The sequence below is a fragment of the Arthrobacter paludis genome (assembly GCF_056782315.1).
Genome location: NZ_JBXAEW010000001.1, coordinates 282,997 through 305,659, shown reverse-complemented (window position 1 = coordinate 305,659; position 22,663 = coordinate 282,997). Strand labels below are relative to the sequence as shown.

Below are 22,663 nucleotides of genomic sequence, written 5' to 3'. Positions count from 1 at the left end.
TCTAGATATCCCACGGACGTAACTTGTCAAGCGGCTGCTTGGAGTGTGGGAGTGTCCTCTGCGGTGTGCCAGGCTGTGGCTTCGTCATAGGTGGTGTGGTGGCGTAGGCAGCCGTGGAGGATGCCCACGAGCCGGTTCGACAGGGCGCGCAGGGCCTGGTTGTGGGTGGATCCCTTGGCCCGTTGCCGGTCGTAGTACTTCCGGGCCCCGGGCGAGTGTGTCAGGGCCGAGAAGGCCTGCAGATAGAGGGCGTCGGCGAGTCTGCGGTTGCGGGCGTGGCGGGCCAGCACGGCCCGTTTCTGGCCGGAGGCCCGGGTGATCGGGCTCATCCCGGAGTAGTTCTTCCGGGCGCGGGCATCGGCGTACCGGTCGGGGGCGTCCCCGAACTCAGCAAGTACCCGGGCCGCCAGGACCGGCCCCAGGCCCGGTTGGCTGAGGTAGATCCCCGCGTCCGGGTGCCGGCCAAAACACCGCTCCACCTGCCCCTGGAGCTGCTCGATCTGCGTGTTCAGGGCCCCGAGCACGGCCACCAGCGCCGCAGTGGCGGCCGCGTGGGCCTCCTGGATGCCGGGCCGGGCGGTGAGCTGCTCCGAACGCAGGGCCTGGACGATGGCCTCGGCCTTGGACTGCAGGTTGCGCTGCCGCCCGCCGCGCACGAGCAGGGCCTTGACCCGGGACACGCTCAGCCGGGCCCCCGCCTGTGGGCCGGGAGCGGCGGCAAGGACGGCCAACGCGTCCGCGCCGTGCAGGTCCTGTCCGAACGCGGCCAAGGCGGCAGGGTAGTACTCGCGCAATCCCGAGCGCAGCACGTTCGCCTGCCGGGTGCGCGCCCACACCAGCGACTGGTGGGCCCGGGCGAGCACCTTGGCCTGTTCGGCCACGTCGCTGTCCGGGACCACGGGGCGGTGCTCGCTGCGGTCCACGGCCACGATCCGGGCCAGGACCTGGGCGTCGCCCTTGTCCGACTTCGCCCCGGCAGTCCCGTACCGTTGGCGGTACCGCGCCGATTGCGCCGGGTTGATCGCGTACACGTGGTAGCCGGCGGCCAGCAGGGCCTGCACCCAGGGTCCGCGGTCGGTCTCGATGCCGACCACCACCTCTGCGGGATCCGCGTCCTCGGGCAGGTGCTCCGCGACCAGGGCGTGGAAACCGGCGATCCCGGCCACGCCTTCCGTCAGGCGCTTGTGCGCCACCACCTGTCCCGCGGCATCGAGAACCGCCACGTCGTGGTGGTTCGCTGCCCAATCGTCTCCAACGAACAACATCGCCGATTCCTCCCCTGTCCTTGGGCCTCCGCTCCGGGCCTCCTCGGGGAGAAAGGCAAACCCGCACGACCTAATGGATCAGTGCTCCCACAGGGCACGACATCCCACCAGAGCTCTGGCCAGCCTTCCTCACCGGCCGACAGCGGCACGATCTAGACCTAGGGCTCAAAAGACCCGGGGACGCAGAGTGCTCAGCCGCCAGCGGCTCGGATACCAAGTCTCACCAATTCAGAGGGACCGGTACACCCCCATTAGGGGCGGACGGTCCGACGTCGTGTCCCGCCTGCACGGGCGGGCCCACGGCCGTGCGGAGGGACCCGCCGCGCGGGCCTGCTCGCGCTACGGGGCGGCGATCCCGTGCGCGCCCTCCCGGCGGTGGTCGTCGGCGCCGACCAGCGTGCCCTTCGAGTAGTCGATCTCGAGTGCCTGCACGGAGCCGAACACGGCCTCCTCGAGCGTGACCACGTCCGGCTGCCAACCGCGGCGCTCGAGCAGGGCGGACAGCTGCGCGTCCGGTTCCTCCTCGAGGGCGATGGTCCCCTCCTGCAGATGCGAGCGCGGGGCCGTGACGGCCTCCTGCAGCGGCTGGCCCTTCAGGCCCCACCGGATGATGACCGAGGAGAGGATGTTTGGGATCTGGTGCCCGCCGGGGGTCCCGATGACCAGCTCCGGCCGGCCGCGTCCGTCGAGGACCATGGACGGCGCCGACCAGCTCACCGACTGGCGCCCCGCCTCCGGCTGGTTCTTCGGGGTGTCGAGCGACTCGAAGCGCGAGAGCTGGTTGTTGAGGAAGAACCCGCCGACGTACCCGGCGCCGCCGCCCCAGAAGTTGGTGATCGTGTTGGTCATCGACACGGCCACGCCGTCCGAATCCACCACGGAGATGTGCGTCGTGTTGCCGGCCTTGATGGGGGAGGCGCCGTCCGCGGCCGCCCCGCCGTCGGGCCCCGCCGTCGCGCGCGCCGCCGGTGCGCCGACGGCGGCAGCGGCCCCGCCGGCACCCGCCGCGGCGCCCGCCCCGCCGGACCCCGCGTCCGGCCCGGCGCCGGCGGCGCTCGGGCCGCGCGACATCAACTGGGCGTTGCGCTGGGGGTCGGTGATCCGCTCCACGGGCACGTCGACGAAGTCGGGGTCGCCGAGCTCGCGGGTCACGGTGCCGTCGGCGAGGGTCCACGCGTCGGCCAGGATCCCCGTGTACTCGGCGGAACCGGCCGGAACGTCGGCGATCCCCGCGCCCTCGGCGGCCTGCAGCATCTGGATCAGCGCGGCGCCGGGCAGCGGCGGCGCGGCGGAGAGCACCTCGAGGTCCCCCACCTTCCCGGAGACCGGAGTGGTCTTCTCGACCTCGTAGTCGGCCAGGGACGCGCGGTCGATCCCCGCGGCCCGGTCCAGGGCGGGCACGAGCGAACCGGTGTAGAACGCGTCGGCGCCCTCCGTGGCCAAAGTGCGCATGGTCGCGGCCAGCTCCTTCTGGACCAGCCGGTCGCCCGCGCCGAGCGGGAAGCCCAGACCCTGGTGGAAGTGGTCGAGCCCGTCGGTCGCCCGGGGCCCGAAGTCGCTGTCGAGGCGCACCGCCAGGAACTTGGAGACGGGGAACCCGTTCTCCGCCAGGTCGATCGCCGGCTGCAGGAGCCGCGACCACTCGAGTTCGCCGTGGTCGGCGTGCAGGCGCTCCATGCCGGCCACGAACCCGGGGATCCCCGTCCCGGACTCGGGGATGCTGCCGTCGTTGGGGACGACCTCGCGGTAGTCGTAGGTGACCGGTTCCGTCCCGCCTCCGGCGATGATCGCGGACCCGCCACCGCCGATCCCGGAGGCGTGGGGCTCGACGACGGCGATGGCGAAGGCCGTGGCCACCGCCGCGTCGACGGCGTTGCCTCCTTGGTCAAGGATCCGCATGCCGGCGTCGACGGCGGCCGGGTGCGCGGCGCTCACGCCGTGCTGCTTGAGCAGCGCGTCGGCCTTGGAGGCGCTGGCGGACGACGACGGGGCCGCGCTCGTGGACGGGGAGGGCGACGCGGACGACGACGGGGGCGCCGAGGAGGTGCCGGGGCTCGTGGGGGCCGGCTCCGGGGAACCGGTGCAGGCGGCCGTGAACAGGAGCAGCGGGGACAGGGCGAGGGCGGCGAGGCGGGGGAGCCGGGCGACCATGGGGGCCTCTCGTCGACGAAGGGGGTCCGGACCGATCCTAGGCCACCTGCCTCGCCGGTCGTTACCGAAATGGAACACAGGGCGCGCCGCAGCCCGTATCGTGGAAGCGGGGGGAACGTCCAGAGTCCACGAAACCGAGGAGAGACCCATCCGCGACGCTCCCAGGGAGAACCGCGTCCACGGCGGGCACGGCGTGTCGCCGCGCCCCCGGGGTGGAGCGATGCGCCTCGTCGGGATCGACGCGGCGCGCGCCGCCGCGATCGTGGGCATGTTCGCCGTGAACGTGGGTCCCCGCGACGGCGAAGGCGCCCTGGCGTTCCTGTACGGGCTGCCGCTGGGCCGGGCTTCCCTCCTGTTCGTCGTTTTGGCCGGGGTCGGCCTGTCGCTGATGACCCGGCGTTCGCGCCAACCCGGCGGGACGCTGCCCTGGCGGCTGCTGCTGTGGCGGGCGGCCCTGCTCCTGTTCGGGGGGCTGGCCCTCCAGGGCCTCGAGCACGACGTCCGCGTGATCCTGCCGCAGTACGCGCTGCTGTTCCTCCTGGCGCTGCCGCTGCTGCGCGTTCCTGCGCGCGCCCTGGCCTGGACCGCCGGGGTGGGCGCCGTCGCGGCGCCCGTCCTGTGGCTGGCGGCCCAGTGGGTCGAGGGCCGCGAATACGAGTTCGAGCCCGCGGCCTTCGGGGACCCGCCGCTGCAGATCCTGCACTCGGTGGTGCTGTCCGGGCCGTACCCCGTCCTGGTGTGGGTGGTCCCGTTCGTCTTCGGGCTGTGGCTGGGCCGCCTCGACTTGGCGGACCACGCACTGCGCCGCCGGCTGCTGGTGTGGGGACTCGCCGCGATGGTGGCCGGGTTCGGGGTCTACCGGCTCCTGCTCGCGCTGGCCGGGGAACCGTCCGGCCCGACGTCCCCGCTGATGCTGATCTCCGCCGTCGACCACTCCCAGATGCCCCTGTGGCTGCTCTCCGGCGGCGGCAGCGCGGCCGCCTGCATCGGCCTGTTCCTGCTGCTGGAGCGCTGGGTCCGGCGCCGGATGCGCGCCGTCGTCGACCTGGGCCGCCTGGCCCTGACGAGCTACGTGGTGCACCTGCTCGTGCTTGCGGCGTGGGTGCGCCCGGAGCCGACCACGGTCGTCGAGGGCGTCGCCGTCACGCTGGGCCTGTCCGCCGGCTGCCTGCTGTTCGCGACGCTCTGGCTGCGCCGGTTCGCGAACGGCCCGTTCGAGGAGCTCCTGCGGTTCTCCTGGGTGCGCCCGCGTCGCGCCGGCGACGCGCCTCCCGCTGCGCCTCCCGCCGCCCCCGCGGCCCAGGGCGCGGTCTCGCCCGACGTTTCCGCAGCCCCCGCGCCGGCCCGGGACGAGGGGCCCGCGATCGCCGGTGCGGGCTCCCCCGACGTCGCCGCGCCGAAGCCGGTCGCCCGGGCGGCTGGCCTGCGCGGCGTGCCGGTCGCGCCCCGCGGCCGTCCGGCCGCGAACCGGCATCCGGCAGCCTAGGCCGCACCGCGGGCGCCCCCGCGCGGGGTGCGTTCGGCTACGGTGTCCGGCGCCGGAGCGTGGCGCTGCCCAGGGCGATCGCCCCGACGATCCACGCGCCGATCGCGGCCAGCAGCCAGCCGGTCGTGGCGTCCTCCGTGCCGGCGGCGACGTCGCCCAGGGCGTCGATCGCGTGCGAGAGCGGCAGCCAGTCGCTGACCGCCTCGAGGACCGCCGGCAGCTGCGCCCGGGGAAGGAAGATCCCGCCCAGCAGGATCTGCGGGAACACGAACGCCGGCATGAACTGGACGACCTGGAACTCCGAGCGGGCGAACGCGCTGGCCAGCAGCCCGAGGGCCGTGCCCAGCAGGGCGTCCAGGACCGCGACGACGAAGAGCAGCCAGGGGTTGCCGGCGATCTCCAGGCCGCACACCCACACGGCCCAGGACACGGCGATGCCGGTCTGCACGATGGAGAGCAGGCCGAACGCCAGGGCGTAGCCGAGGATGAAGTCGGCCTTGCCCAGGGGCATCGCCAGCAGGCGCTCGAGGGTCCCGCCGCGGCGCTCGCGCAGGGTCGCGATGCTGGTCACGAGGAACATGACGACGAACGGGAAGAGGGCGATCATGGCCGGGCCGATGTCCTGGAACACGTCCGTCTCGTCGAAGATCCAGGCGACGAGCCCGATGAGCAGGGACGGGACCACGAGCAGCAGCGCCACCGTCCGGTGGTCGTGGCGGACCTGGGACAGGACCCTTCCCGCGGTGGCCAGGGTGCGGGCCGGGCTCACCGGGGGCCTCCCGCGGCGTGCCGGATCAGGTGCAGGAACGCGTCCTCGGCCGTGCGGGTGCCGGTGGCCTCGAGCAGGCCGCCGGGGGTGTCGTCGGCGATGATGCGGCCCTCGCGCATCAGGAGCAGGCGGTCGCAGCGGGTTGCCTCGTCCATGACGTGGCTGGAGACGAGCAGCGTCGTGCCCTCCCCGGCCAGCGCCTTGAACAGGCCCCACAACTCGACGCGCAGGACGGGGTCGAGGCCCACGGTCGGCTCGTCGAGGACCAGCAGTTCGGGCCGGCCGAGCAGCGCGGCGGCCAGCGACACCCGGCTTCGCTGGCCTCCGGAGAGGTCCGCCGCCAGGGAGCCCGCGTTCCCGGACAGTCCCGTCCGTTCGATGACGCGGTCGGCGTCCCCGGCGGGGGCGCCCGCGACGCGGCGGAAGTACTCGAGGTTCTGGCGGACGGTCAGGTCGTCGTACACCGCCGGGACCTGGGCCATGTAGCCGACCCGGCGGCGCAGGTCCGCGGATCCCGCCGGCCGGCCCAGGACCTCGACCTCCCCGCCCCGGACGATCTGCGAGCCGACGAGGGCCCGCATCAGGGTCGTCTTGCCGCACCCGCTGGGCCCGAGGAGCCCGACGACGGCGCCGCGCGGGACGTCCAGGTCCAGCCCCGCGAGCACGGTGGCGCGGCCGCGCCGGACGGTCCGGCCCCAGAAGCGCACAGAAGCGCCGCCGCCGTTTCCGCCCGTCGCGCCGCGCATCGTCGCCCTACCAGGAGGTGTCCCGGGCGCGGCCCTCTTCGTAGCCGGCCGCCGACTGGATGCCCACGACGGCGCGCTCCCGGAACTCCCGGATGGTGCCGGCGCCGGCGTACGTGAACGACGAGCGGACGCCGGAGACGATGCCGTCCATGAGGTCCTCGACGCCGGGGCGTTCCGGGTCCAGGTACATCCGCGAGTGGGAGATGCCCTCCTCGAAGAGGGCGGAACGGGCGCGGTCGAACGCCGACTGGCCCTTGGTGCGGTGCCGCACCGCGCGGGCCGAGGCCATCCCGAAGCTCTCCTTGTAGAGGCGCCCGTCGGAGTCGCGGACCAGGTCGCCCGCGGACTCGAACGTCCCGGCGAACCAGGAGCCGACCATGACGGAGCCGGCGCCGGCGGCCAGGGCCAGGGCGACGTCGCGCGGGTACTTGACGCCGCCGTCGGCCCACACCTCGGCGCCCTGCTGCGCGGCCTCCGCCGCGCACTCGAGCACGGCCGAGAACTGCGGCCGCCCGACGCCGGTCATCATGCGCGTCGTGCACATGGCGCCGGGCCCCACGCCGACCTTGAGGATGTCCGCGCCGCCCGCGACGAGGTCCGCGACGCCGGCGGCCGAGACCACATTGCCGGCCGCGATCGGGATCCGGCGGCCCGTCCGCTGGGCGAAGTCGTCCCGCGCGGCCGCGGCCGCGGGGAGCGCCTCGAGCATCTTCTCCTGGTGCCCGTGCGCGGTGTCGACGACGAGCACGTCGAGCCCGGCCTCGAGCAGCTCGGCCGTCTTGGCGCGCACGTCGCCGTTGATGCCGACGGCGCCGCCGACCATGAGCCTGCCGTCCGGGTCGGTGGCCGGGGTGTAGATGGCCGAACGCAGGACGCCCTTGCGGGTGAGCACCCCGGCCAGGGCGTCGCCGTCGAGGACGGGCATGAAGTCCAGGTGCCGGGCGGAGAGGGTGTCGAAGACGCGCCGCAGGTCCTCCCCGCGGGCGGCCGTGACGATGTCCGTGGTCATGACCTCGGAGATGCGCGCGAAGCGGTCCACGCCCTGGCAGTCCTTCTCGGTGACGATGCCGACCGGGCGGCCCGCGTCGAGGACGACGGCGGCGCCGTGCGCCCGCTTGCCCAGCAGGGACAGCGCCGTCGTCACGGCGTCGTCCGGGCCCACCGTGATGGGGGTTTCGAGGACGGTGTCGGCGCCCTTGACGCGGCCCACCATGTCCCGGACCGCCTGCGGGGCGATGTCCTGGGGCAGGATCGCGACGCCGCCGCGACGCGCGACGGTCTCGGCCATGCGCTGGCCGGCGACGGCGGTCATGTTGGCGACGACGAGCGGGACGGTGGTGCCGATGCCGTCCGGCGTCGCCAGGTCCACGTCCATCCGGGACGCGACGCCGGAGCGGTTCGGGACCATGAAGACGTCGTTGTAGGTGAGGTCGTGCTGCGGGGCCATGTCGTTGAGGAACTTCACCCGGCCAGCCTAGCCACGGGCGGGTGCCGGGGGCAGGGGAGCGGCGGCGGCGGGCGAATTAGGCGAGGAAACCGGCACTAATTTTTGCGGGGGAAGCGGGCGTACGGTGGGTCAAAGGCCCGCATCCCGCGGGCCCAGACGAGGGGAACGAACGCCATGACCGTCACCGTACCGGTCGCGGACTGCACCGTCGAGAACTGTTCCTTCAACGACCACCGGCACTGCGGCGCCGCCGGCATCACGATCGGCGGGGCGGACGAGCACGCCGAGTGCGCCACGTTCGTGGACACCGGCCAGCACGGGGGCCTGCCCAAGGTCCTGGCCTCCGTCGGGGCCTGCCAGCGCGGCGAGTGCGTCCACAACGACCACCTGATGTGCACGGCGTCCGAGGTCCACGTCGGGCCCGGGGCCGACAACGCCGACTGCCTGACCTACAAGCACGCCGTCTAGCCCGCCGACGCCCCCACCCCGGTTGGTTCCCCGGGGCGGGGGCGTTCGCGCGCCCGCGGGTTCGCGTGGGCAACCGGGGCCGCGCCGCGAACGATTGTTGAACAAAGCCTTGCGCGGATTGTTGAACAACCTGTAGGCTTCAATGCACGCATTCCCTGTGACCCCCATCACCCACCCCCGGATGGATCGAACCATGCACAACACCGGAACCACCCCGAAGATGACGCCGGCCGCGCGGCGGACCGCGCTGCTCGGCGCCATGTTCCTGATGGCCACCAGCGCCATCGGGCCGGGCTTCATCACCCAGACCACCGTCTTCACCGTCCAGCTGGGCGCCGCCTTCGCGTTCGCGATCCTCGTCTCGATTCTCGTGGACATCGCCGTGCAGCTGAACGTCTGGCGCGTCGTCGGCGTCTCGGGCCTGCGCGCCCAGGAGCTGGCCAACAGCGTCCTGCCCGGCGCCGGCTGGGTGCTCGCCGCGCTGGTCTTCCTCGGCGGCGTCGTCTTCAACATCGGCAACATCGCCGGCACCGGCCTCGGCGTCAACGCGATGCTCGGGCTCGACCCGAAGGTCGGCGGGGCCGTCTCCGCCGCCATCGCGATCCTGATCTTCCTCTCCAAGCGCGCCGGCATGGCCCTGGACCGCATCGTCGTGCTCCTCGGCGCCGTGATGATCCTGCTCATGCTCTACGTGGCGATCGTCGCCGCCCCGCCGGTCGGCGAGGCGCTCAAGAACACCGTCCTGCCGGAGGAGATCGACTTCCTGGTCATCACCACCCTGATCGGCGGCACCGTGGGCGGCTACATCACGTACGCCGGCGCCCACCGCCTGCTGGACTCCGGCGCGACCGGCGTCGAGGCCGTCAAGGACATCACCCGCAGCTCCGTCCTCGGCATCATCGTCACCGGCGTGATGCGGGTGCTGCTGTTCCTCGCGATCTTCGGCGTCGTCGCCGGGGGCGTCGCGCTGACCAGCGACAACCAGGCCGCCGAGGCCTTCGGCCACGCCGCCGGGGAGATCGGCATGCGCGTCTTCGGCGTCGTCCTCTGGTCCGCCGCCCTGACCTCCGTGATCGGCGCCGCCTACACGTCGGTCTCCTTCGTGACGCGCCACGACGCCCCCGAGCGCCGGCGCAACCTCATCACGGTCGCGTTCATCGCGTTCTGCGCCGTCGTCTACCTCCTCCTCGGCCAGGCGCCGCAGACGCTGCTGATCTTCGCCGGAGCGTTCAACGGCCTGATCCTGCCGATCGGCTTCGCCGTCATCCTGTGGGTCGCGTGGCGCCGCCGCGACCTCCTGCAGGGCTACGCGTACCCGAAGTGGCTGCTGGGGATCGGCGTGGCGACGTGGCTGCTCACCGTCTACCTGGGCTGGAGCTCGCTCGCGGGCCTGGCGAAGCTGTGGGCCTGATGCGGGAATCCACGCCCACCGGTGCGCCGGCGTCCGCCTCCTTTCCGGCGGATCCCGGCGCACTGGCGCCCGCGGAGGCGCGGGCGCTGTTCCGCACGGGGCTGTCGGTCCCGACGGCCGGCTGGTCGCGGGGCTACGCGCAGGCGAACCTGATGATCGTGCCGCGGGAGATCGCGTTCGACGTCCTGCTCTTCGCGCAGCGGAACCCGAAGTCCTGTCCGCTGTTGGGCGTGCTCGACGCGGGCGAGACCGGCGGCCCGCTGCTGGCCGGCGGCGACGTCCGCACCGACGTGCCCCGGTACACGGTGTACCGGGACGGCGTGAAGGTCGACGAGCCCACCGACGTCACGGAGTACTGGCGCGACGACCTGGTGACGTTCATCGTCGGCTGCTCCTTCACCTTCGAGTCGGCGCTGCTGGCCGGCGGGGTCCCGGTGGCCCACATCGAGCAGGGCGTGAACGTGCCGATGTACCGCACGAACCGCCGCTGCGAGCCCGCCGGGGCGATCGGCGGCCCGCTGGTCGTCTCCATGCGCCCGGTCCCCGCCCACCTCGTGCCGGACGCCGTGCGCATCACCTCCCGGTACCCCGCCGTGCACGGCGCCCCCGTCCACGTGGGCAACCCGGCCGAGCTCGGCATCGCGGACCTGGGCCGGCCCGACTTCGGGGACCCCGTCGCGGTCCCGGAGGGCCACCTGCCCGTCTTCTGGGCGTGCGGGGTGACGCCGCAGGCCGCGGTCATGGAGTCCCGGCCGGCGCTGGCGATCGGCCACGCGCCCGGGCACATGCTCATCACGGACGCGCCGGACAGCCGCTACCTCGTCCCGTAGCGGCGGCGCCCCGGACGGGAAACGGAGGCGGGGGCAGGACCCAAGTGCCGGCCCCACCCCCGTCGTTTCGCCTCCAGCGTTTTCGCCTCAGGCGCCGAGGTGCTCCAGCAGCTCGGCCTCCGCGGCGTCGAGGTAGGCGCGCAGCCGTTCGGCGGCCTCCGCGCGCCGCCCGGCCCGCAGGAGCGCCACCAGTTCCCCATTGCGGTCCACGTAGTGGCTGTGGAAGTCCGGCGCGGAGGCCATCGCGTGGAACACGAGGCGCATCTGGGCCAGGACCCGGCCCATGAGCACGCCCAGGGACGAGGAGCCGCTCAGGCCCACCACGGCCTCGTGCAGCGCCTGGTTCGCGCCCGCCATCTCCGCGATCCCGCCGGCCTCGCGCGCGCCGCGGGCCCGGGCGACGATGGCGTCCATCTCGTCCAGGGCCTCCGGCGTGAGCTCGCCCCACAGGACCGCCGCCGGCTCGACCATGCGCCGGACCCGATAGATCTCGCGGACGTCCTCCGGGCCCGGCGAGGCGACGAACACGCCGCGGTTCGGGATCCGGGAGACGACCGATTCGCCCGCGAGGACGGTGAACGCCTCGCGCAGCGTATTGCGGGAGAGCCCGAGCGACTCGGACAGGGCCTGCTCGGAGAGCTTCGTCCCCGGCGTGAGCTCGCCGTCGGCGATCCGCTGGCGCAGGATGCCCGCCGCCCACGCTGCGGAGTGCGCGTGGGCGGCCCGGTCCGGTGAGGCGGTGGCTTGCATGCCCACCAATCTACCGACCGGCGCGGCGGCCGCGGACCGGGCGCGGCGCATCAGGCGATCGTGGCCAGGGCGGCGCCGCGGCCGACGCCGGTGCCCGGCTCGACGGCGGCGCGGCGCAGGACCCCGTCGCGGTGGGCGGGGACGGGGGTCTCCATCTTCATGGCCTCGATGACGACGACGGGGTCGCCGGCGCGGACCTCCGCCCCGTCCTCGGCGACCCACTTCACGACCGTGCCGTCCATCGGCGCCAGGAGGTCGGCGTCCGAGGGGGCCCCGCCGTCGTCCCCCGCGAAGGCCGCCACGGCGCCGGCGGGGCCGCCACCGGACAGCAGCGCCCGCAGCAGGTGCGCCGGCAGGCCGACGGTCACGGCGCGGCCGTCGATGTCGACGGTGAGGTCGCTGCGCTCGGCGCCGGGCTCCGCGCGGGCGACCTCCGGGGACGCGGCGAGGGTCTCGGCGAACTCGATCTCGATCCACGTCGTGTAGACGCCGAACCCGTCCTCGGCCGTGAACGCGGGGTCGCGCACGACGGCCCGGTGGAACGGCAGGACGGTGGGGATGCCGTCGACGACCATCTCGTCCAGCGCCGTGCGGGCCCGGCGCAGGGCCTGGGCGCGGGTCTCGCCGCGGACGACGAGCTTGGCGACGAGCGAGTCGAAGCTGCCGGAGACCACGGACCCGGTGACGACCCCGGAGTCGACGCGCAGGCCCGGACCGGTGGGGGCCGCGAACGCCGTGATGGCGCCGGGGCCGGGCAGGAAGCCTCGGGCCGGGTCCTCGGCGTTGATCCGGAACTCGAACGCGTGCCCGGTGGGGGCCGGGTCCTCGGTGAACGGGAGGGGTTCGCCGCGGGCGATGCGCAGCTGCTCGCGGACCAGGTCGATGCCCGTGGACTCCTCGGTGACCGGGTGCTCCACCTGGAGCCGCGTGTTGACCTCGAGGAAGGAGATCGTCCCGTCGTCCGCGACGAGGTACTCGACCGTGCCCGCGCCGAGGTAGCCGGCCTCCCGGCAGATCGCCTTGGCGGAGGCGTGGATGCGCCCGCGCTGCTCGTCCGTCAGGAACGGCGCCGGGGCCTCCTCGACGAGCTTCTGGTGGCGGCGCTGCAGTGAGCAGTCGCGGGTGCCGACGACGACGACGTTGCCGTGCGAGTCCGCCAGGACCTGGGCCTCGACGTGGCGCGGGCGGTCCAGGAACCGCTCGACGAAGCACTCCCCGCGGCCGAAGGCGGCCGTGGCCTCGCGGACCGCGGACTCGTAGGCGTCGGGGATGTCCTCCATGGCGCGGGCGATCTTCAGCCCGCGGCCGCCGCCGCCGAACGCGGCCTTGATCGCGATCGGGACGCCGTGCTGGCGGGCGAACGCGATCGCCTCGTCGGCGCCGGAGACCGGGCCGTCCGTGCCCGGGACGAGCGGGGCCCCGGCCCGGACGGCGATGTCGCGCGCCGTGACCTTGTTGCCGAGCGCGCGGATGGCCTCGGGGGAGGGGCCGACCCAGGCGAGCCCGGCGTCGATGACGGACTGCGCGAAGTCCGCGTTCTCGGACAGGAACCCGTAGCCGGGGTGGACGGCGTCGGCGCCGGAGCGGCGGGCGACGGCGATCAGGGCGTCGATGTCCAGGTACGTCTCCGCGGACGTGGTGCCCCGCAGGGCGTAGGCCTCGTCGGCGCGGCGGACGTGGAGCGAGTCGGCGTCCTGGTCCGCGTAGACGGCCACGGACACCAGGCCCTCGTCGGCGCAGGCGCGGGCGATGCGGACGGCGATCTCGCCGCGGTTGGCGATCAGGACCTTCTTCATGCGGGGGTTCCTTCGGGGGTGGGGGTCTGGGCGGCGGGGGCGCGCCGTGGGTCGTGGTCGGGGTCGAGAAGTTCGAAGCGGATCGGGGTGCCGGGCGGCAGCTGGGCGGCGAGGGCGATGTCCTCGGGGACGACAACCGCGATGACCGGGTAGCCGCCCGTCACCGGGTGGTCGGCAAGGAAGAGCACCGGCAGGCCGGACGGCGGGACCTGCAGGGACCCCAGCGCCACGCCCTCGCTGGCGAGCTCCCCGTCCCGGACCCGGGCGAGCGGCTCCCGCCCGGCGACGAGTTCGAGGCGCACGCCGATCCGGTTGGACTCGCTGCTCGCCCGCCACTCGGTGGAGGCCAGGCGGGCCAGGCCCTCCGGGCCGAACCAGTCGTCACGGGGCCCGGGGACGGCGCGCAGCACGACCGGCTCCCCGGGGACCGGCAGCCGGACGGGCGGCTCCGGGTTGCCCACCACCTGGTTCGGCGGCGCGGCCAGGACCGGCACGGCGTCCCCGGCAGCCAGGGGAGCGGGGCCGAGTCCCGAAAGCGAGTCCGTCGCGCGGCTGCCCAGCACCGGCTCGCCGCCGAGCCCGCCGCGGACCGCGACGTAGGCGCGCAGGCCCGCGGTGGCGGGCTCCAGCTCCAGCGTCTCGCCGTCGAGCAGCACGAACGGGGCGTCCTGGCCCGGCCGGCGCTCGGCGGGCGCCGCGGCGTCGTCGTCCGCGGGGTCCTCCGCGTCCGCCGCGGCGGGGGAGACGCGCAGGGCGGTGCGCGCGCCGGTGACGGCCAGGACCTGGTCGCCGCGGGCGCGCAGGCGCTGGTTGCCGACGAGGCACTCGAGCACGGCGGCGCCGGGGCCGTTGCCGACGAGCCGGTTCGCCTGCCGGGCCGCGGACGCGTCGGCGGCGCCGGAGGCGGCGACGCCGAGGTCGCCCATCCCGCGCCGGCCCAGGTCCTGGACGAGGCACTGCAGACCGGCCGACTCGACGACGAGGGCACCGGCCGCGTCGGGGCCCGCCGGCATCCCCGCCGCGGGCGCCGGGGACGGCTCGGCCGCGGGCGCCGAGGAGGGCCCGGCCGCGGCGGTCCCGCCGGCGCCGGGCGCCGCCGTCGCGCTCTCCCGCACCGGGACGAAGCGGACGGTGTCCCCCGGGGCGAGCAGGGCCGGCCGGTCGCGGCCGAGGTCCCACAGGCGCTCGCCGGTGCGGCCGATCAGCTGCCAGCCGCCGGGGGAGCTGCGCGGGTAGACGGCCGAGTATTCCCCGGCCAGGGCGACGGAGCCGGCGGGCACCGACGTGCGCGGGCTCGAGCGGCGGGGCACCTGCAGCCGCGGGTCCCCGCCCGTGAGGTACATGAACCCGGGCGCGAACCCGCCGAACGCGGCGGTCCAGGGCGTCCCGGAGTGGGCGGCGACGACGGCGTCGGGGCTCAGGCCGGTCAGGCGGGCGACCTCGTCGAGGTCCTCGCCGTCGTACGCGACGGCGATCTCCACGGTCCGGCCGCCGCGCTCCGCCGGTCCGGCCGCGGCGGCGGGCTCCCGCAGGGCCGCGCGCGCGTTCCGTGCGTCGGCGGGGGAGTCGAAGGTGACCAGGACGGTGCGGGCGGCCGCCAGGACCTCGGCCTGTCCGGGGAGGGGATCGGCCACGAGGCGGCCGTGCAGCGCCAGGACGGCGTCCAGGTCGCCCAGCTCGAGCAACAGGGCGCGGGGCCCGGCCGGGCGGATGTCGGGGGCGCTCATACGAAGGACCCGATCCGGACGCCGGCCTCCTCGAGCCCGGCGCGGACGGCGGCGGCCATGGCCACGGCGCCGGCGGTGTCGCCGTGCACGCAGATGCTCTCGGCGTCCAGGCGCAGCTCGGAGCCGTCGACGGCGGTGACCGTCCCCTCGGTCGCCAGGCGCACCATGTTCGCCGTGACCCGGTCGGGGTCGTGGAGGACGGCGTTCGGCTCGCGGCGGGAGACGAGGGTCCCCTCGGGCGTGTAGTTCCGGTCGGCGAAGGCCTCGGCGACGCCGCGCAGGCCGGCCGCCTGGGCCTTGGCGAGGGCGACGGAGCCGGGCAGGAGCAGCAGCGGCAGGTCGCGGCCGAACGCCTTCACCGCGTCGACGACCGCCTGGGCGTGCGCCTCGTGGTGGACGATCGTGTTGTAGAGGGCGCCGTGCGGCTTGACGTAGCGGACCGCCGTGCCGGCGGCGCGGGCGACCGCGTCGAGCGCGCCGAGCTGGTAGAGGACGTCGTCGGCCAGCTCCCGGGGCGAGCAGTCGAGGAAGCGGCGGCCGAACCCGGCCAGGTCGCGGTACGCGACGTGGGCGCCGACGGCGACCCCGGCCTCCGCCGCGGCCCGGCAGGTCGCGAGCATGGTCGAGGGGTCCCCGGCGTGGAAGCCGCACGCGACGTTGGCGCTGGACACGGAGTGGACCATGGCCGCGTCGTCGCCCATGGTCCACTGGCCGAAGGACTCTCCGACGTCGCTGTTCAGGTCGATGGTGCTGCCCATGGTGTGATCCCCATCTCGATTGGCGTTTCTTCAAGGATGCACCATCGAGCCGGATTGTTCAACAATCCGCGAGGGGCGTCCTGGCGGATGCGCCGTGGGATACCCCCGGTGGGCAGGACCCCCTGCCGCTCTGGAGGAGGAGCTGCGACCGGGGGTAGGACTCGTGGCCTGAAGGATGCGCGCCGCGGGCCTGCCGCCGGCGGGGCAGAACCCCTTGCCGCCCTGCAGGACGACCTGCTGGTTGGCGGCACGGCGTTGCGGTGGAATCGATGGCAGTTAATCGCGAAATTCCGGAATCGTTCGCAGCTCTTTGCCCAGATCGGGCCCCGGGGCGCGATGAGCTTCGAACGATTCCGGAATTCATCGTTTAACTGAGAACGATCCGCTCTCGCCGGGCCTCAACTGCGAACGATTCGGGGAGCGGTCCGCCCGGGAACCGCCGAGGGGTGAGGTCCGGCCCGCTCGGGGGCAGGGGCGGGACGAGGTTCGGGCCGCTGGGCTAGGGGCTAGGGACGAGGTTCGGGCCCGGCCGCCGGCGGGGCAGGACCCCGGCGTGTCCTGGATGATGCGCGTCGCGGGCCTGGCCGGGTCGACGCGAGGCTCGGGCAAGGCGACGGGTGCTGTTGGTGCGGTGCCTGTGGGCTGTCCGCGGTGAACGGCCGGGCCGGCGGCTGGCCCACGCCGAACCGGGACCGGGGCGCGCACACTCCGGCCCCCGGTGGCGCCCCCTAGATCTCGAAGTCGCCGAACCCGCCCCCGCCACCGTCGCCGAGGAAGCCGCCGCCCTCGCCGCCGAACAGGCCGCCGAAGCCCTCGCCGAGACCCTCCGTCGCCTGCGTAGCCTGGTCGCCGAGGCCCTCGGCCGCGCCGTTCACGCCCTCGCCGAGGCCCTCCGCGGCCCCGGCCACGCCGTCGCCCAGACCCTCGGCCACGCCGTCGAAGCCGTCGAGCAGGGGCCCGGCGATCGCCGTGCCGATGAACGCCCCGGCCACGCCGGCCAGCAGGCCCGCGCCGAGTCCGCCGGCGGCGCCGGCCGCCAGGCCGCCCGCCATCGACGCGCGGCCGCCGCGCCTGCCCAGGAACTGCTCCATGAAGCCGGGCCGGGACATCTCGGCGCGGGTCGCGGAGCGGGCCAGGTCCTCGGGTCGGTCGCTGCGCGGGGCCTCAGCGGCGGGGAGCTCCTCGGCGAGGCCCGAGCGCACCAGCTCGCGCTGCTGCGGGGTCAGCCGGGCGAAGGCCTCCCGGTGGGCGCGCTCCATGTCCTCCGGCGGCGCGGTGCGCAGCATGTACTTGTACTTCGCGATGGCCGCGCGGTCCTCGGCGGACGCGCCGGCCGCGGGGCCGCCGGACGCGGGGGCCGTGCGCCGCAGGTCGTCGTCCCCGCGGCCGCGGTGGCCCGTCATGCCGCCGTAGTGGCGCGACTCGTGCGCCGGGGCGTCGTGCCCGCGCTGGTCGCCGTAGCCGCGGGCGCCGCCGTCGTACCCCCGCTGGTCGCCGTACGCGCCGCCGTCGCGCCCGGGCCGCCCCCCGGAGCCGCGCTTGCGCATCTCCTCCTTGAGGTAGTCGGCCGCCATCCGCTTGCCCTTGTGCACCAGCTTGTCGAACATGCCCACGTCGGATTCCTCCTGGGTTTCGGGGTCGTTCCGGGCGCCGCCGGCGCCCGTTGCCCCTACAACTCCCGGGCGGCGCCACGCGTTCCCACCCCGAGCGAATCAGATGGCGACGGGCAGGTCCAGCAGGTGGTGCGTGTGGTCGCGCTTGGCGCTGAGGTAGCGGGCGTTGGCGGGGGAGAGGTGGACCCCGGTGGTGACCCGCTCGTCCACGGCGACGCCGTGCGCGGCCAGCTGTCCGGCCTTGTCCGGGTTGTTGCTCAGCAGGCGGATGCGGCGGGCGCCCACGGCGTGGAGGATCTGCGCGGCGGCGCGGTAGTCGCGCTCGTCCTCGCCGCGGCCCAGGGCGACGTTCGCCTCGTAGGTGTCCAGCCCGGCGTCCTGGAGGGCGTAGGCGTCCAGCTTCGCGTACAGGCCGATGCCGCGCCCCTCCTGGCGCAGGTAGACGAGGAACCCGCCCGTGGCGGCGATGCGCTCGACCGCCTCGCGCAGCTGCGGGCCGCAGTCGCACCGCTCGGAGCCGAACACGTCGCCCGTGAGGCACTCGCTGTGCGGGCGGGCGAGCGGGGCCGGGCCCCCGGCCGCGGAGCGCTCGAGGGCGCCCTCCCAGTCGCCGAGGCCGAGCAGCAGGTGCTCCTGCCCGTCGACGAGCCCGTGGAACGTCAGGACGTCGGCGCTGGTGGAGTAGCCGTCGGGGAACCGCAGCGGGACCGTGACGCGGGTGCGGACGGTGGCGGGGATGGCCTGGGGGAGGTCGGTCATGGCGGGCCTTCCGTTGGTTGATCTTTGGACCAGCGTACGGGTCGATAAGTTGAAGCGTCAATAGTTTTGTGTGGTTCCGTGTCTTCCGGCGTCACGCGGCGGGCGGCGGCCACGGTGGCAGACTGGGCGCGTGGACGCCCAGATCATCACCAGCATCGTGGCCGGAATCCTGCTCGCGGTCGCCGCCGTCGGCACCGTCTACCCGATCCTCCCTGGCAGTGCGCTGGCCATCGGCGCGCTCCTGGGGTGGGGGTGGATCCTCGGCAGCGCGGCGTCGTGGACGACGGCGGCGGTCGGCATCGTCATCGCCGCCATCGGCTGGTCCGCGTCCGCGGTCCTGACCGGCCGCAGCCTCAAGCGCCAGCGCATTCCGCGCGGGTCGATCCTCGTTGCGCTGGTGTGCGCCGTCGTCGGCATGTTCCTCATCCCGATCGTGGGGCTGTTCGTGGGCTTCGCCGGCGGCCTGCTGGTCTCCGAGTTCGCCCGCCGCCGCGACCTCCGCGCGGCCGTGCACGCGTCCGGTTCGGCGCTCAAGGCCACGGGCGTGGGCATCCTGGTCGAGTTCGGCTGCGCCGCCCTCGCGGCGTCCGTGTGGACGCTCGGCGTCTTCTGGCACTTCTCGACGCGGTAGCCGACGACGGCGGCGCCGGCCCGGGAACGCCGGCGGCTACCCGCGGAGCCGCTCGAGCACCGCCGCGGCCGCGTTCCAGCCGGCCATGCCGTGCACGCCGCCGCCCGGCGGCGTGGAGGACGAGCAGAGGAACAGCCCGGGCGCGTCCGTCCGGTACGGGTCGAGGCGCGGGGCCGGGCGGAAGACTTGTTGGAGCCCGTCCAGGGACCCGCCGCCGATGGAGCCGCCGACCAGGTTCGGGTTCCACGCCTCGAGCGCGGCCGGCGGGGTCTCGACCCGGTGCAGGATGCGGTCCCGGAAGCCCGGCGCGAACCGCTCGATCTGCGCATCCACGAGGGCGCCCGCCCCCGGCGCCCCGCCGTGCGGGACGTGCGCGTAGGCCCACAGGATCCGCCGGCCGCCGGCCGCGCGGCCCGGGTCCGCCGCGTCCTGCTGGCACGCGAGGACGAACGGCCGCTCCGGCAGCCGCCCGCGGGCGGCCTCCCGCTCGGCGACGGTGATCTCCTCCAGCGTCCCGCCGACGTGCACCGTGCCCGCCTCCGCGGCGCGCGGATCCGCCCAGGGGACGGGCCCGTCGAGCAGGTAGTCGACCTTGTGGACGGCCGTCCCGTAGCGCCAGCGCCCCAGGGAGGCCCGGTAGCGGGCGCCGAGCCCGGTCCCGCGCAGGCGCAGCACCTGGCGGGGCGTGAGGTCCAGCAGCACCGCGTCGGTCCGCGGCAGGTCGCGGAGGTCCGCGACCGGGGTTCCGGTGTGGATCCGCCCGTCGTGCGCGGTCAGCGCGCCGACGAGGGCGTCCACGACCGCCTGCGATCCGCCGCGGGCGGCCGGCCAGCCGTTCGCGTGGCCCAGCGCCCCGAAGACGACGCCGAATGCGGCGGTGAGCGGGTGGGACGGCGGCAGCACCGAGTGCGTGGACGACCCGGCGAACAGGGCCCTCGCGTCCGCCCCGCGGAAGGCCGCCCTGGCGAGCAGGGAGGCCGGCCAGGGGGCGAGCGGGGCGAACCGCGCCAGGTGCAGCGGGTGCGGCGGAACGCGCAGCAGCGGGCCGAGGATGTTCTCCATGTTCGGCCGGGGCGCCCCGGCGAACCCGGCGTGGACGCGCCGCCAGGCGCCGCCGTCGTCCCCCAGCTCCGCCGCCATGTCGGCGAGGTCGCGGTGGAGGACGACGGCGCGGCCGCCGTCGAGGGGGTGGGCCAGCGGGTAGCGGGCGCGCACCCACTCGAGGCCGTGGCGCTCCAGCCCGAGCCCGCGGAACGCGGGGCTCTCCGCCCCGAAGGGGTGGCTCGCGGCGCCGAGGTCGACGATGGTGCCCTCGCCGAGGACCGGACCCGAGCGGGAGGCCCCGCCCGGGGCGTTCGCCTGTTCGTAGACGTCGACGGAGCAGCCCGCGGCGGCCAACCGCGCGGCGGCGGTCAGCCCGTTCGGGCCGGCCCCGACGACGGCGACGCTTGCGCTCACGCCCCGCCCCCGACGGCGTCCCCGGCCGCGGCTCCGCCGCGGTCGGAGGCGAAGCGCTCCGCCCACGTGGCGTCGCGGATGCCCTTCAGCTGCGCGATCTGGCTTTCGGCGCGCCGGCGGAGGTCCTCGAGGAGCGCCCGGTCGAGCGCGGGGTCCAGGTCCTCCATCAGCAGGAGGAGCTCCCACATGGACAGCTTGGCGTTGACCGCGCCGGTGAGCAGGTCGAGCTCGACCTGCGAGGCGCCGCCGTCCCGGGCCCGCAGGGCGTTCGCGGGATTGACGCGGCCGACGGCGCGGGCGCCCGCCCCCAGAACGCGGCGGGCGGCGTTGCGGTGGTGCCCGAGCCGGCCGAGGAGGTCCTCGAGGTCGTGGTGGTCGGCGCGCACCTGTTCGACGAGTGACTCGAGGGCCGGCTCCTGCGGCGTGCCGCGCCAGGTGTCGGCGGCGGCCTTGAAGGCGTCGAGCCCGCCGTCCGCGCCGGTCAGGTGCAGGTCGAGGTAGGTCGCGAGGCGCTCGCGGTTCAGTCCGGTCGGCTGGTCCATGGTCTGCTCCCTGGGCGTCGTCATGCTGGTCCCTCCAGAGTCTGCACGCCGCGGCGGGCGGGCGCCATCTCCGCCGGAGGGCCGCCCGCGGCGGCGCCCGTCACGCACCCCTGAGACGGACACCACGGGCGCGGGGATTGCTTCGTCACACCCACGCGTGAGTTGGCCGATAATCCGCGTGATTCCGGGGATCCGGGCGCCTTCGGGGACCTAGTCTGGAGACACCGGCCCGCTCTGGGCCGTCCGCCGCCCGGCAGGACCCGGGGACCGGCGCGAGACGTAGAACGGAGTGTGTGCCTTGGCAGTTGCGACGAAGACCGGCCGTGTGGGTGCGGACATCCTCCTGGCCCGCCACGGGGACCGCATCGTGAAGCTGCGCCACGACCGCCGCAACGACCGTACGGTCGCCCTCCTCGAGGACGGCACCACGGACCACGCGCCGAATTCGATCATCCACGTGAAGGAGCCCGCGCTCGCCGCGGCCGGGACCCCGTTCGGCCGCCTGATGGGCGTCCGCGAGGCCTACGCCAAGGACGAGCTGCCGATCGCCCGCGCCGAGCTGAAGGCCATGGGCTGGTTCACCGTCGTGTGGGGCGCCGTGACGGTGGCGGTCACCGGCGGACTGGTGTGGATGGCCGCCGAGGTGGTTGCCGACCCGAACACCCTGGCCACGATGATGGGCGCCTACTAGCCCACCGACTCCCACGGCCCCGTTGCGGATGCGGCGGGGCCGTTGCCTTGCCCGCGGCGCCCCGGGGAGGCGCCGCTACCTCCCGAGCAGGCCCGTCGTCCGGTACGGGATGACCTCGCGCAGGAACATGGTCGTGGAGGTGCGCGTGATGCCCGGGCAGAACCGGATCTCCTCGCTGACGCGGTAGAGGTCGTCCGGGTCCTCCGCGGCCACGCGGATCAGCAGGTCGGTGTCGCCGGCCGGGGCGAAGCACTCGAGGATCTCGGGGATCCGCCGCAGCCCCTCGACCGCCTCGTTGATGCGGGACTGCTCCACCTCCGCGCTCACGGACGCGGCGACGCCGCGGCCCAGGGCCTCGGGCTTGATGCGGCTGCTGTTCGGGCGCAGCGAGTCCGACGCCGCGAGCTTCTCCAGCCGGGACTGGACCGTGCCGCGGGCCAGGCCGAGCCGCTGGGCGAGCATCATGATCGGCATGCGCGGGTCGGTGTCGAGCTCCAGCATGATCCGGCGGTCGGTGTCGTCGAGCTGGTGCCGTTCGGGGGTCATCGCGTCTCCTGGCGGCGCAGTGGAACGTGGATGGTGTCAAAGTGCCCAAAAACGCTGAGTCGGGCAAGGTAAGACTAGTCATTCTGACTACTCAAACCCAAGCTCCTTGCGCGATATGACCGACTGTTGCTTCAGTTGTTCCTAGTTGCCGGCCGATGCCACGAGCGAGACGCCGACAGTCGCCCGTTCCTCCGCCCCATCCCGGCGGAGGGGCCGGAGTGGGCCGGACCCGGACCAGCGGCACGCAACGCGGCGCCCCGGCGGCCCCCAACGGGCAGTCGGGGCGCAGCCATGCCCGGCGCGGCCATTAGACAAGTTTTCCACAAAGGGGTGGGTCCGGGTGGTTCGGACCCGGCGGAGGCGCTAGTTTCTTTGTATGAGATTCATGCGCCTGGAGGACGTGGCCGAGGAGTTGAACGTCAACATGCCTCAGGTCCGCTCCCTGGTGCGCAGCGGCGAACTGCCGGCCATCAAGATCGGCGGCCGCGGCGTCTGGCGGGTCGAGCGCACGGAGTTCGAGGCCTACATCCAACGCATGTACGACGCCTCGCGGGAGGCCGCCAAGGGCGTCGACGAGGGCCAGGACGCCGGCACCTCGCTGTAGGCGCGGGGAGCCGCCCCGTTTTGGCATGCGGCGGCCCGACCGGGTAATGTTGGATCGTCGCGCTTCTCGCGAGGCGATGGCACGGGGCTTTAGCTCAGTTGGTAGAGCGTTTCGTTCGCAATGAAAAGGTCAGGGGTTCGATTCCCCTAAGCTCCACAACATCATTCAGGGGACCCGGAAGGGTCCCCTGTTTGCGTCTCCGACCGGGTCTGCCG

The 22,663-nt window shown here is 74.5% G+C and carries 21 protein-coding genes and 1 tRNA gene; 8 read left to right on the top strand and 14 right to left on the bottom strand.

Annotated features, from left to right (window positions below; translation table 11 throughout):
- Positions 1–26 precede the first annotated feature (26 nt).
- Together AC1Q5D_RS01500 and AC1Q5D_RS01495 are read right to left on the bottom strand one after the other, a co-directional pair.
- Complete coding sequence (locus AC1Q5D_RS01500; protein ID WP_481736784.1) at positions 27–1,265, bottom strand: IS110 family RNA-guided transposase; 1,239 nt, start codon at positions 1,263–1,265, stop codon at positions 27–29.
- A 339-nt stretch (positions 1,266–1,604) separates the two neighbouring features.
- Entirely contained in the window at positions 1,605–3,416 is a 1,812-nt protein-coding gene (locus AC1Q5D_RS01495) for a gamma-glutamyltransferase (protein ID WP_481736783.1), read from the bottom strand.
- Positions 3,417–3,636: 220 nt separating this feature from the next.
- Here AC1Q5D_RS01495 and AC1Q5D_RS01490 point away from each other — a divergent pair, with 220 nt between their 5' ends.
- Entirely contained in the window at positions 3,637–4,902 is a 1,266-nt protein-coding gene (locus tag AC1Q5D_RS01490) for a DUF418 domain-containing protein (protein WP_481736782.1), read from the top strand.
- A gap of 37 nt (positions 4,903–4,939) precedes the next feature.
- Here the strand turns inward: AC1Q5D_RS01490 and AC1Q5D_RS01485 are convergent, their stop codons facing one another.
- The 3 genes from AC1Q5D_RS01485 to AC1Q5D_RS01475 are packed head-to-tail and all read right to left on the bottom strand — an operon-like array spanning position 4,940 to position 7,882.
- Entirely contained in the window at positions 4,940–5,671 is a 732-nt protein-coding gene (locus tag AC1Q5D_RS01485; RefSeq protein WP_481736781.1) for an ABC transporter permease, read from the bottom strand.
- Positions 5,668–6,417, bottom strand: a complete 750-nt coding sequence (locus tag AC1Q5D_RS01480) for an ABC transporter ATP-binding protein (RefSeq protein WP_481736780.1) — start codon at positions 6,415–6,417, stop codon at positions 5,668–5,670. Before AC1Q5D_RS01480 ends, AC1Q5D_RS01485 begins: the two co-directional genes overlap by 4 nt.
- Before the next feature lie 7 nt (positions 6,418–6,424).
- Positions 6,425–7,882 (bottom strand): GuaB1 family IMP dehydrogenase-related protein, encoded by a 1,458-nt coding sequence (locus tag AC1Q5D_RS01475; RefSeq protein ID WP_481736779.1) that lies wholly within the window; start codon positions 7,880–7,882, stop codon positions 6,425–6,427.
- 156 nt (positions 7,883–8,038) lie between these two features.
- On the opposite strand from AC1Q5D_RS01475, the gene AC1Q5D_RS01470 reads away from it, so the two are divergent.
- The 3 genes from AC1Q5D_RS01470 to AC1Q5D_RS01460 all read left to right on the top strand — a co-directional run bounded on the left by AC1Q5D_RS01470 (position 8,039) and on the right by AC1Q5D_RS01460 (position 10,573).
- The gene (locus tag AC1Q5D_RS01470; RefSeq protein WP_481736778.1) at positions 8,039–8,332 is read left to right on the top strand and encodes a DUF1540 domain-containing protein; all 294 of its coding nucleotides are present in this window, start codon (positions 8,039–8,041) and stop codon (positions 8,330–8,332) included.
- Between the two features lie 193 nt (positions 8,333–8,525).
- Complete coding sequence (locus tag AC1Q5D_RS01465) at positions 8,526–9,743, top strand: NRAMP family divalent metal transporter (RefSeq protein WP_481736777.1); 1,218 nt, start codon at positions 8,526–8,528, stop codon at positions 9,741–9,743.
- Positions 9,743–10,573 (top strand): putative hydro-lyase, encoded by an 831-nt coding sequence (locus tag AC1Q5D_RS01460; protein WP_481736776.1) that lies wholly within the window; start codon positions 9,743–9,745, stop codon positions 10,571–10,573. Before AC1Q5D_RS01465 ends, AC1Q5D_RS01460 begins: the two co-directional genes overlap by 1 nt.
- Before the next feature lie 87 nt (positions 10,574–10,660).
- On the opposite strand, the gene AC1Q5D_RS01455 is transcribed toward AC1Q5D_RS01460, so the two are convergent.
- The 6 genes from AC1Q5D_RS01455 to AC1Q5D_RS01430 all read right to left on the bottom strand — a co-directional run bounded on the left by AC1Q5D_RS01455 (position 10,661) and on the right by AC1Q5D_RS01430 (position 17,976).
- Entirely contained in the window at positions 10,661–11,323 is a 663-nt protein-coding gene (locus tag AC1Q5D_RS01455) for a GntR family transcriptional regulator (protein ID WP_481736775.1), read from the bottom strand.
- 50 nt (positions 11,324–11,373) lie between these two features.
- On the bottom strand, positions 11,374–13,119 hold the full coding sequence (locus AC1Q5D_RS01450; RefSeq protein ID WP_481736774.1) for an acetyl/propionyl/methylcrotonyl-CoA carboxylase subunit alpha: 1,746 nt from the start codon (positions 13,117–13,119) through the stop codon (positions 11,374–11,376).
- Positions 13,116–14,846 (bottom strand): 5-oxoprolinase subunit B/C family protein, encoded by a 1,731-nt coding sequence (locus AC1Q5D_RS01445; RefSeq protein WP_481736773.1) that lies wholly within the window; start codon positions 14,844–14,846, stop codon positions 13,116–13,118. The genes AC1Q5D_RS01450 and AC1Q5D_RS01445 overlap by 4 nt, the downstream gene beginning before the upstream one ends.
- Positions 14,843–15,604, bottom strand: a complete 762-nt coding sequence (locus AC1Q5D_RS01440) for a LamB/YcsF family protein (RefSeq protein WP_481736772.1) — start codon at positions 15,602–15,604, stop codon at positions 14,843–14,845. Before AC1Q5D_RS01440 ends, AC1Q5D_RS01445 begins: the two co-directional genes overlap by 4 nt.
- 728 nt (positions 15,605–16,332) lie before the next feature.
- Positions 16,333–17,211: a hypothetical protein gene (locus AC1Q5D_RS01435; protein ID WP_481736793.1), complete on the bottom strand. Its 879-nt coding sequence runs from the start codon at positions 17,209–17,211 to the stop codon at positions 16,333–16,335.
- Positions 17,212–17,316: 105 nt separating this feature from the next.
- Positions 17,317–17,976 (bottom strand): GTP cyclohydrolase II, encoded by a 660-nt coding sequence (locus AC1Q5D_RS01430; protein WP_481736771.1) that lies wholly within the window; start codon positions 17,974–17,976, stop codon positions 17,317–17,319.
- Positions 17,977–18,106: 130 nt separating this feature from the next.
- Here AC1Q5D_RS01430 and AC1Q5D_RS01425 point away from each other — a divergent pair, with 130 nt between their 5' ends.
- Complete coding sequence (locus AC1Q5D_RS01425) at positions 18,107–18,607, top strand: DUF456 domain-containing protein (protein WP_481736770.1); 501 nt, start codon at positions 18,107–18,109, stop codon at positions 18,605–18,607.
- A 36-nt stretch (positions 18,608–18,643) separates the two neighbouring features.
- Here the strand turns inward: AC1Q5D_RS01425 and AC1Q5D_RS01420 are convergent, their stop codons facing one another.
- Positions 18,644–20,065 carry a phytoene desaturase family protein gene (locus AC1Q5D_RS01420; RefSeq protein ID WP_481736769.1) on the bottom strand — a complete coding sequence of 474 codons (1,422 nt, stop codon included), beginning with the start codon at positions 20,063–20,065 and terminating at the stop codon, positions 18,644–18,646.
- Positions 20,062–20,631 (bottom strand): hypothetical protein, encoded by a 570-nt coding sequence (locus tag AC1Q5D_RS01415; protein WP_481736768.1) that lies wholly within the window; start codon positions 20,629–20,631, stop codon positions 20,062–20,064. The genes AC1Q5D_RS01420 and AC1Q5D_RS01415 overlap by 4 nt, the downstream gene beginning before the upstream one ends.
- A 274-nt stretch (positions 20,632–20,905) precedes the next feature.
- Here AC1Q5D_RS01415 and AC1Q5D_RS01410 point away from each other — a divergent pair, with 274 nt between their 5' ends.
- The gene (locus AC1Q5D_RS01410) at positions 20,906–21,298 is read left to right on the top strand and encodes a hypothetical protein (RefSeq protein WP_481736767.1); all 393 of its coding nucleotides are present in this window, start codon (positions 20,906–20,908) and stop codon (positions 21,296–21,298) included.
- Between the two features lie 75 nt (positions 21,299–21,373).
- On the opposite strand, the gene AC1Q5D_RS01405 is transcribed toward AC1Q5D_RS01410, so the two are convergent.
- On the bottom strand, positions 21,374–21,844 hold the full coding sequence (locus tag AC1Q5D_RS01405) for an Lrp/AsnC family transcriptional regulator (RefSeq protein WP_481736766.1): 471 nt from the start codon (positions 21,842–21,844) through the stop codon (positions 21,374–21,376).
- 385 nt (positions 21,845–22,229) lie between these two features.
- Between AC1Q5D_RS01405 and AC1Q5D_RS01400 the strand changes: the two genes are divergently transcribed.
- Both AC1Q5D_RS01400 and AC1Q5D_RS01395 read left to right on the top strand, forming a co-directional pair.
- Entirely contained in the window at positions 22,230–22,448 is a 219-nt protein-coding gene (locus AC1Q5D_RS01400; RefSeq protein WP_481736792.1) for a helix-turn-helix domain-containing protein, read from the top strand.
- Positions 22,449–22,531: 83 nt separating this feature from the next.
- A tRNA-Ala gene (locus AC1Q5D_RS01395) sits at positions 22,532–22,604 on the top strand.
- The last annotated feature ends 59 nt before the right edge of the window (positions 22,605–22,663 follow it).

What these genes read in the sequence shown, in the direction of transcription:
- AC1Q5D_RS01500 (WP_481736784.1), bottom strand. Translation starts at nt 1,265, where the DNA reads ATGTTGTTCGTTGGAGACGATTGGGCAGCGAACCACCACGACGTGGCG.
- AC1Q5D_RS01470 (WP_481736778.1), top strand. Translation starts at nt 8,039, where the DNA reads ATGACCGTCACCGTACCGGTCGCGGACTGCACCGTCGAGAACTGTTCC.
- AC1Q5D_RS01490 (WP_481736782.1), top strand. Translation starts at nt 3,637, where the DNA reads ATGCGCCTCGTCGGGATCGACGCGGCGCGCGCCGCCGCGATCGTGGGC.
- AC1Q5D_RS01435 (WP_481736793.1), bottom strand. Translation starts at nt 17,211, where the DNA reads ATGTTCGACAAGCTGGTGCACAAGGGCAAGCGGATGGCGGCCGACTAC.
- AC1Q5D_RS01480 (WP_481736780.1), bottom strand. Translation starts at nt 6,417, where the DNA reads ATGCGCGGCGCGACGGGCGGAAACGGCGGCGGCGCTTCTGTGCGCTTC.
- AC1Q5D_RS01430 (WP_481736771.1), bottom strand. Translation starts at nt 17,976, where the DNA reads ATGACCGACCTCCCCCAGGCCATCCCCGCCACCGTCCGCACCCGCGTC.
- AC1Q5D_RS01415 (WP_481736768.1), bottom strand. Translation starts at nt 20,631, where the DNA reads ATGACGACGCCCAGGGAGCAGACCATGGACCAGCCGACCGGACTGAAC.
- AC1Q5D_RS01445 (WP_481736773.1), bottom strand. Translation starts at nt 14,846, where the DNA reads ATGAGCGCCCCCGACATCCGCCCGGCCGGGCCCCGCGCCCTGTTGCTC.
- AC1Q5D_RS01450 (WP_481736774.1), bottom strand. Translation starts at nt 13,119, where the DNA reads ATGAAGAAGGTCCTGATCGCCAACCGCGGCGAGATCGCCGTCCGCATC.
- AC1Q5D_RS01440 (WP_481736772.1), bottom strand. Translation starts at nt 15,604, where the DNA reads ATGGGCAGCACCATCGACCTGAACAGCGACGTCGGAGAGTCCTTCGGC.
- AC1Q5D_RS01465 (WP_481736777.1), top strand. Translation starts at nt 8,526, where the DNA reads ATGCACAACACCGGAACCACCCCGAAGATGACGCCGGCCGCGCGGCGG.
- AC1Q5D_RS01400 (WP_481736792.1), top strand. Translation starts at nt 22,230, where the DNA reads ATGCGCCTGGAGGACGTGGCCGAGGAGTTGAACGTCAACATGCCTCAG.
- AC1Q5D_RS01455 (WP_481736775.1), bottom strand. Translation starts at nt 11,323, where the DNA reads ATGCAAGCCACCGCCTCACCGGACCGGGCCGCCCACGCGCACTCCGCA.
- AC1Q5D_RS01495 (WP_481736783.1), bottom strand. Translation starts at nt 3,416, where the DNA reads ATGGTCGCCCGGCTCCCCCGCCTCGCCGCCCTCGCCCTGTCCCCGCTG.
- AC1Q5D_RS01405 (WP_481736766.1), bottom strand. Translation starts at nt 21,844, where the DNA reads ATGACCCCCGAACGGCACCAGCTCGACGACACCGACCGCCGGATCATG.
- AC1Q5D_RS01460 (WP_481736776.1), top strand. Translation starts at nt 9,743, where the DNA reads ATGCGGGAATCCACGCCCACCGGTGCGCCGGCGTCCGCCTCCTTTCCG.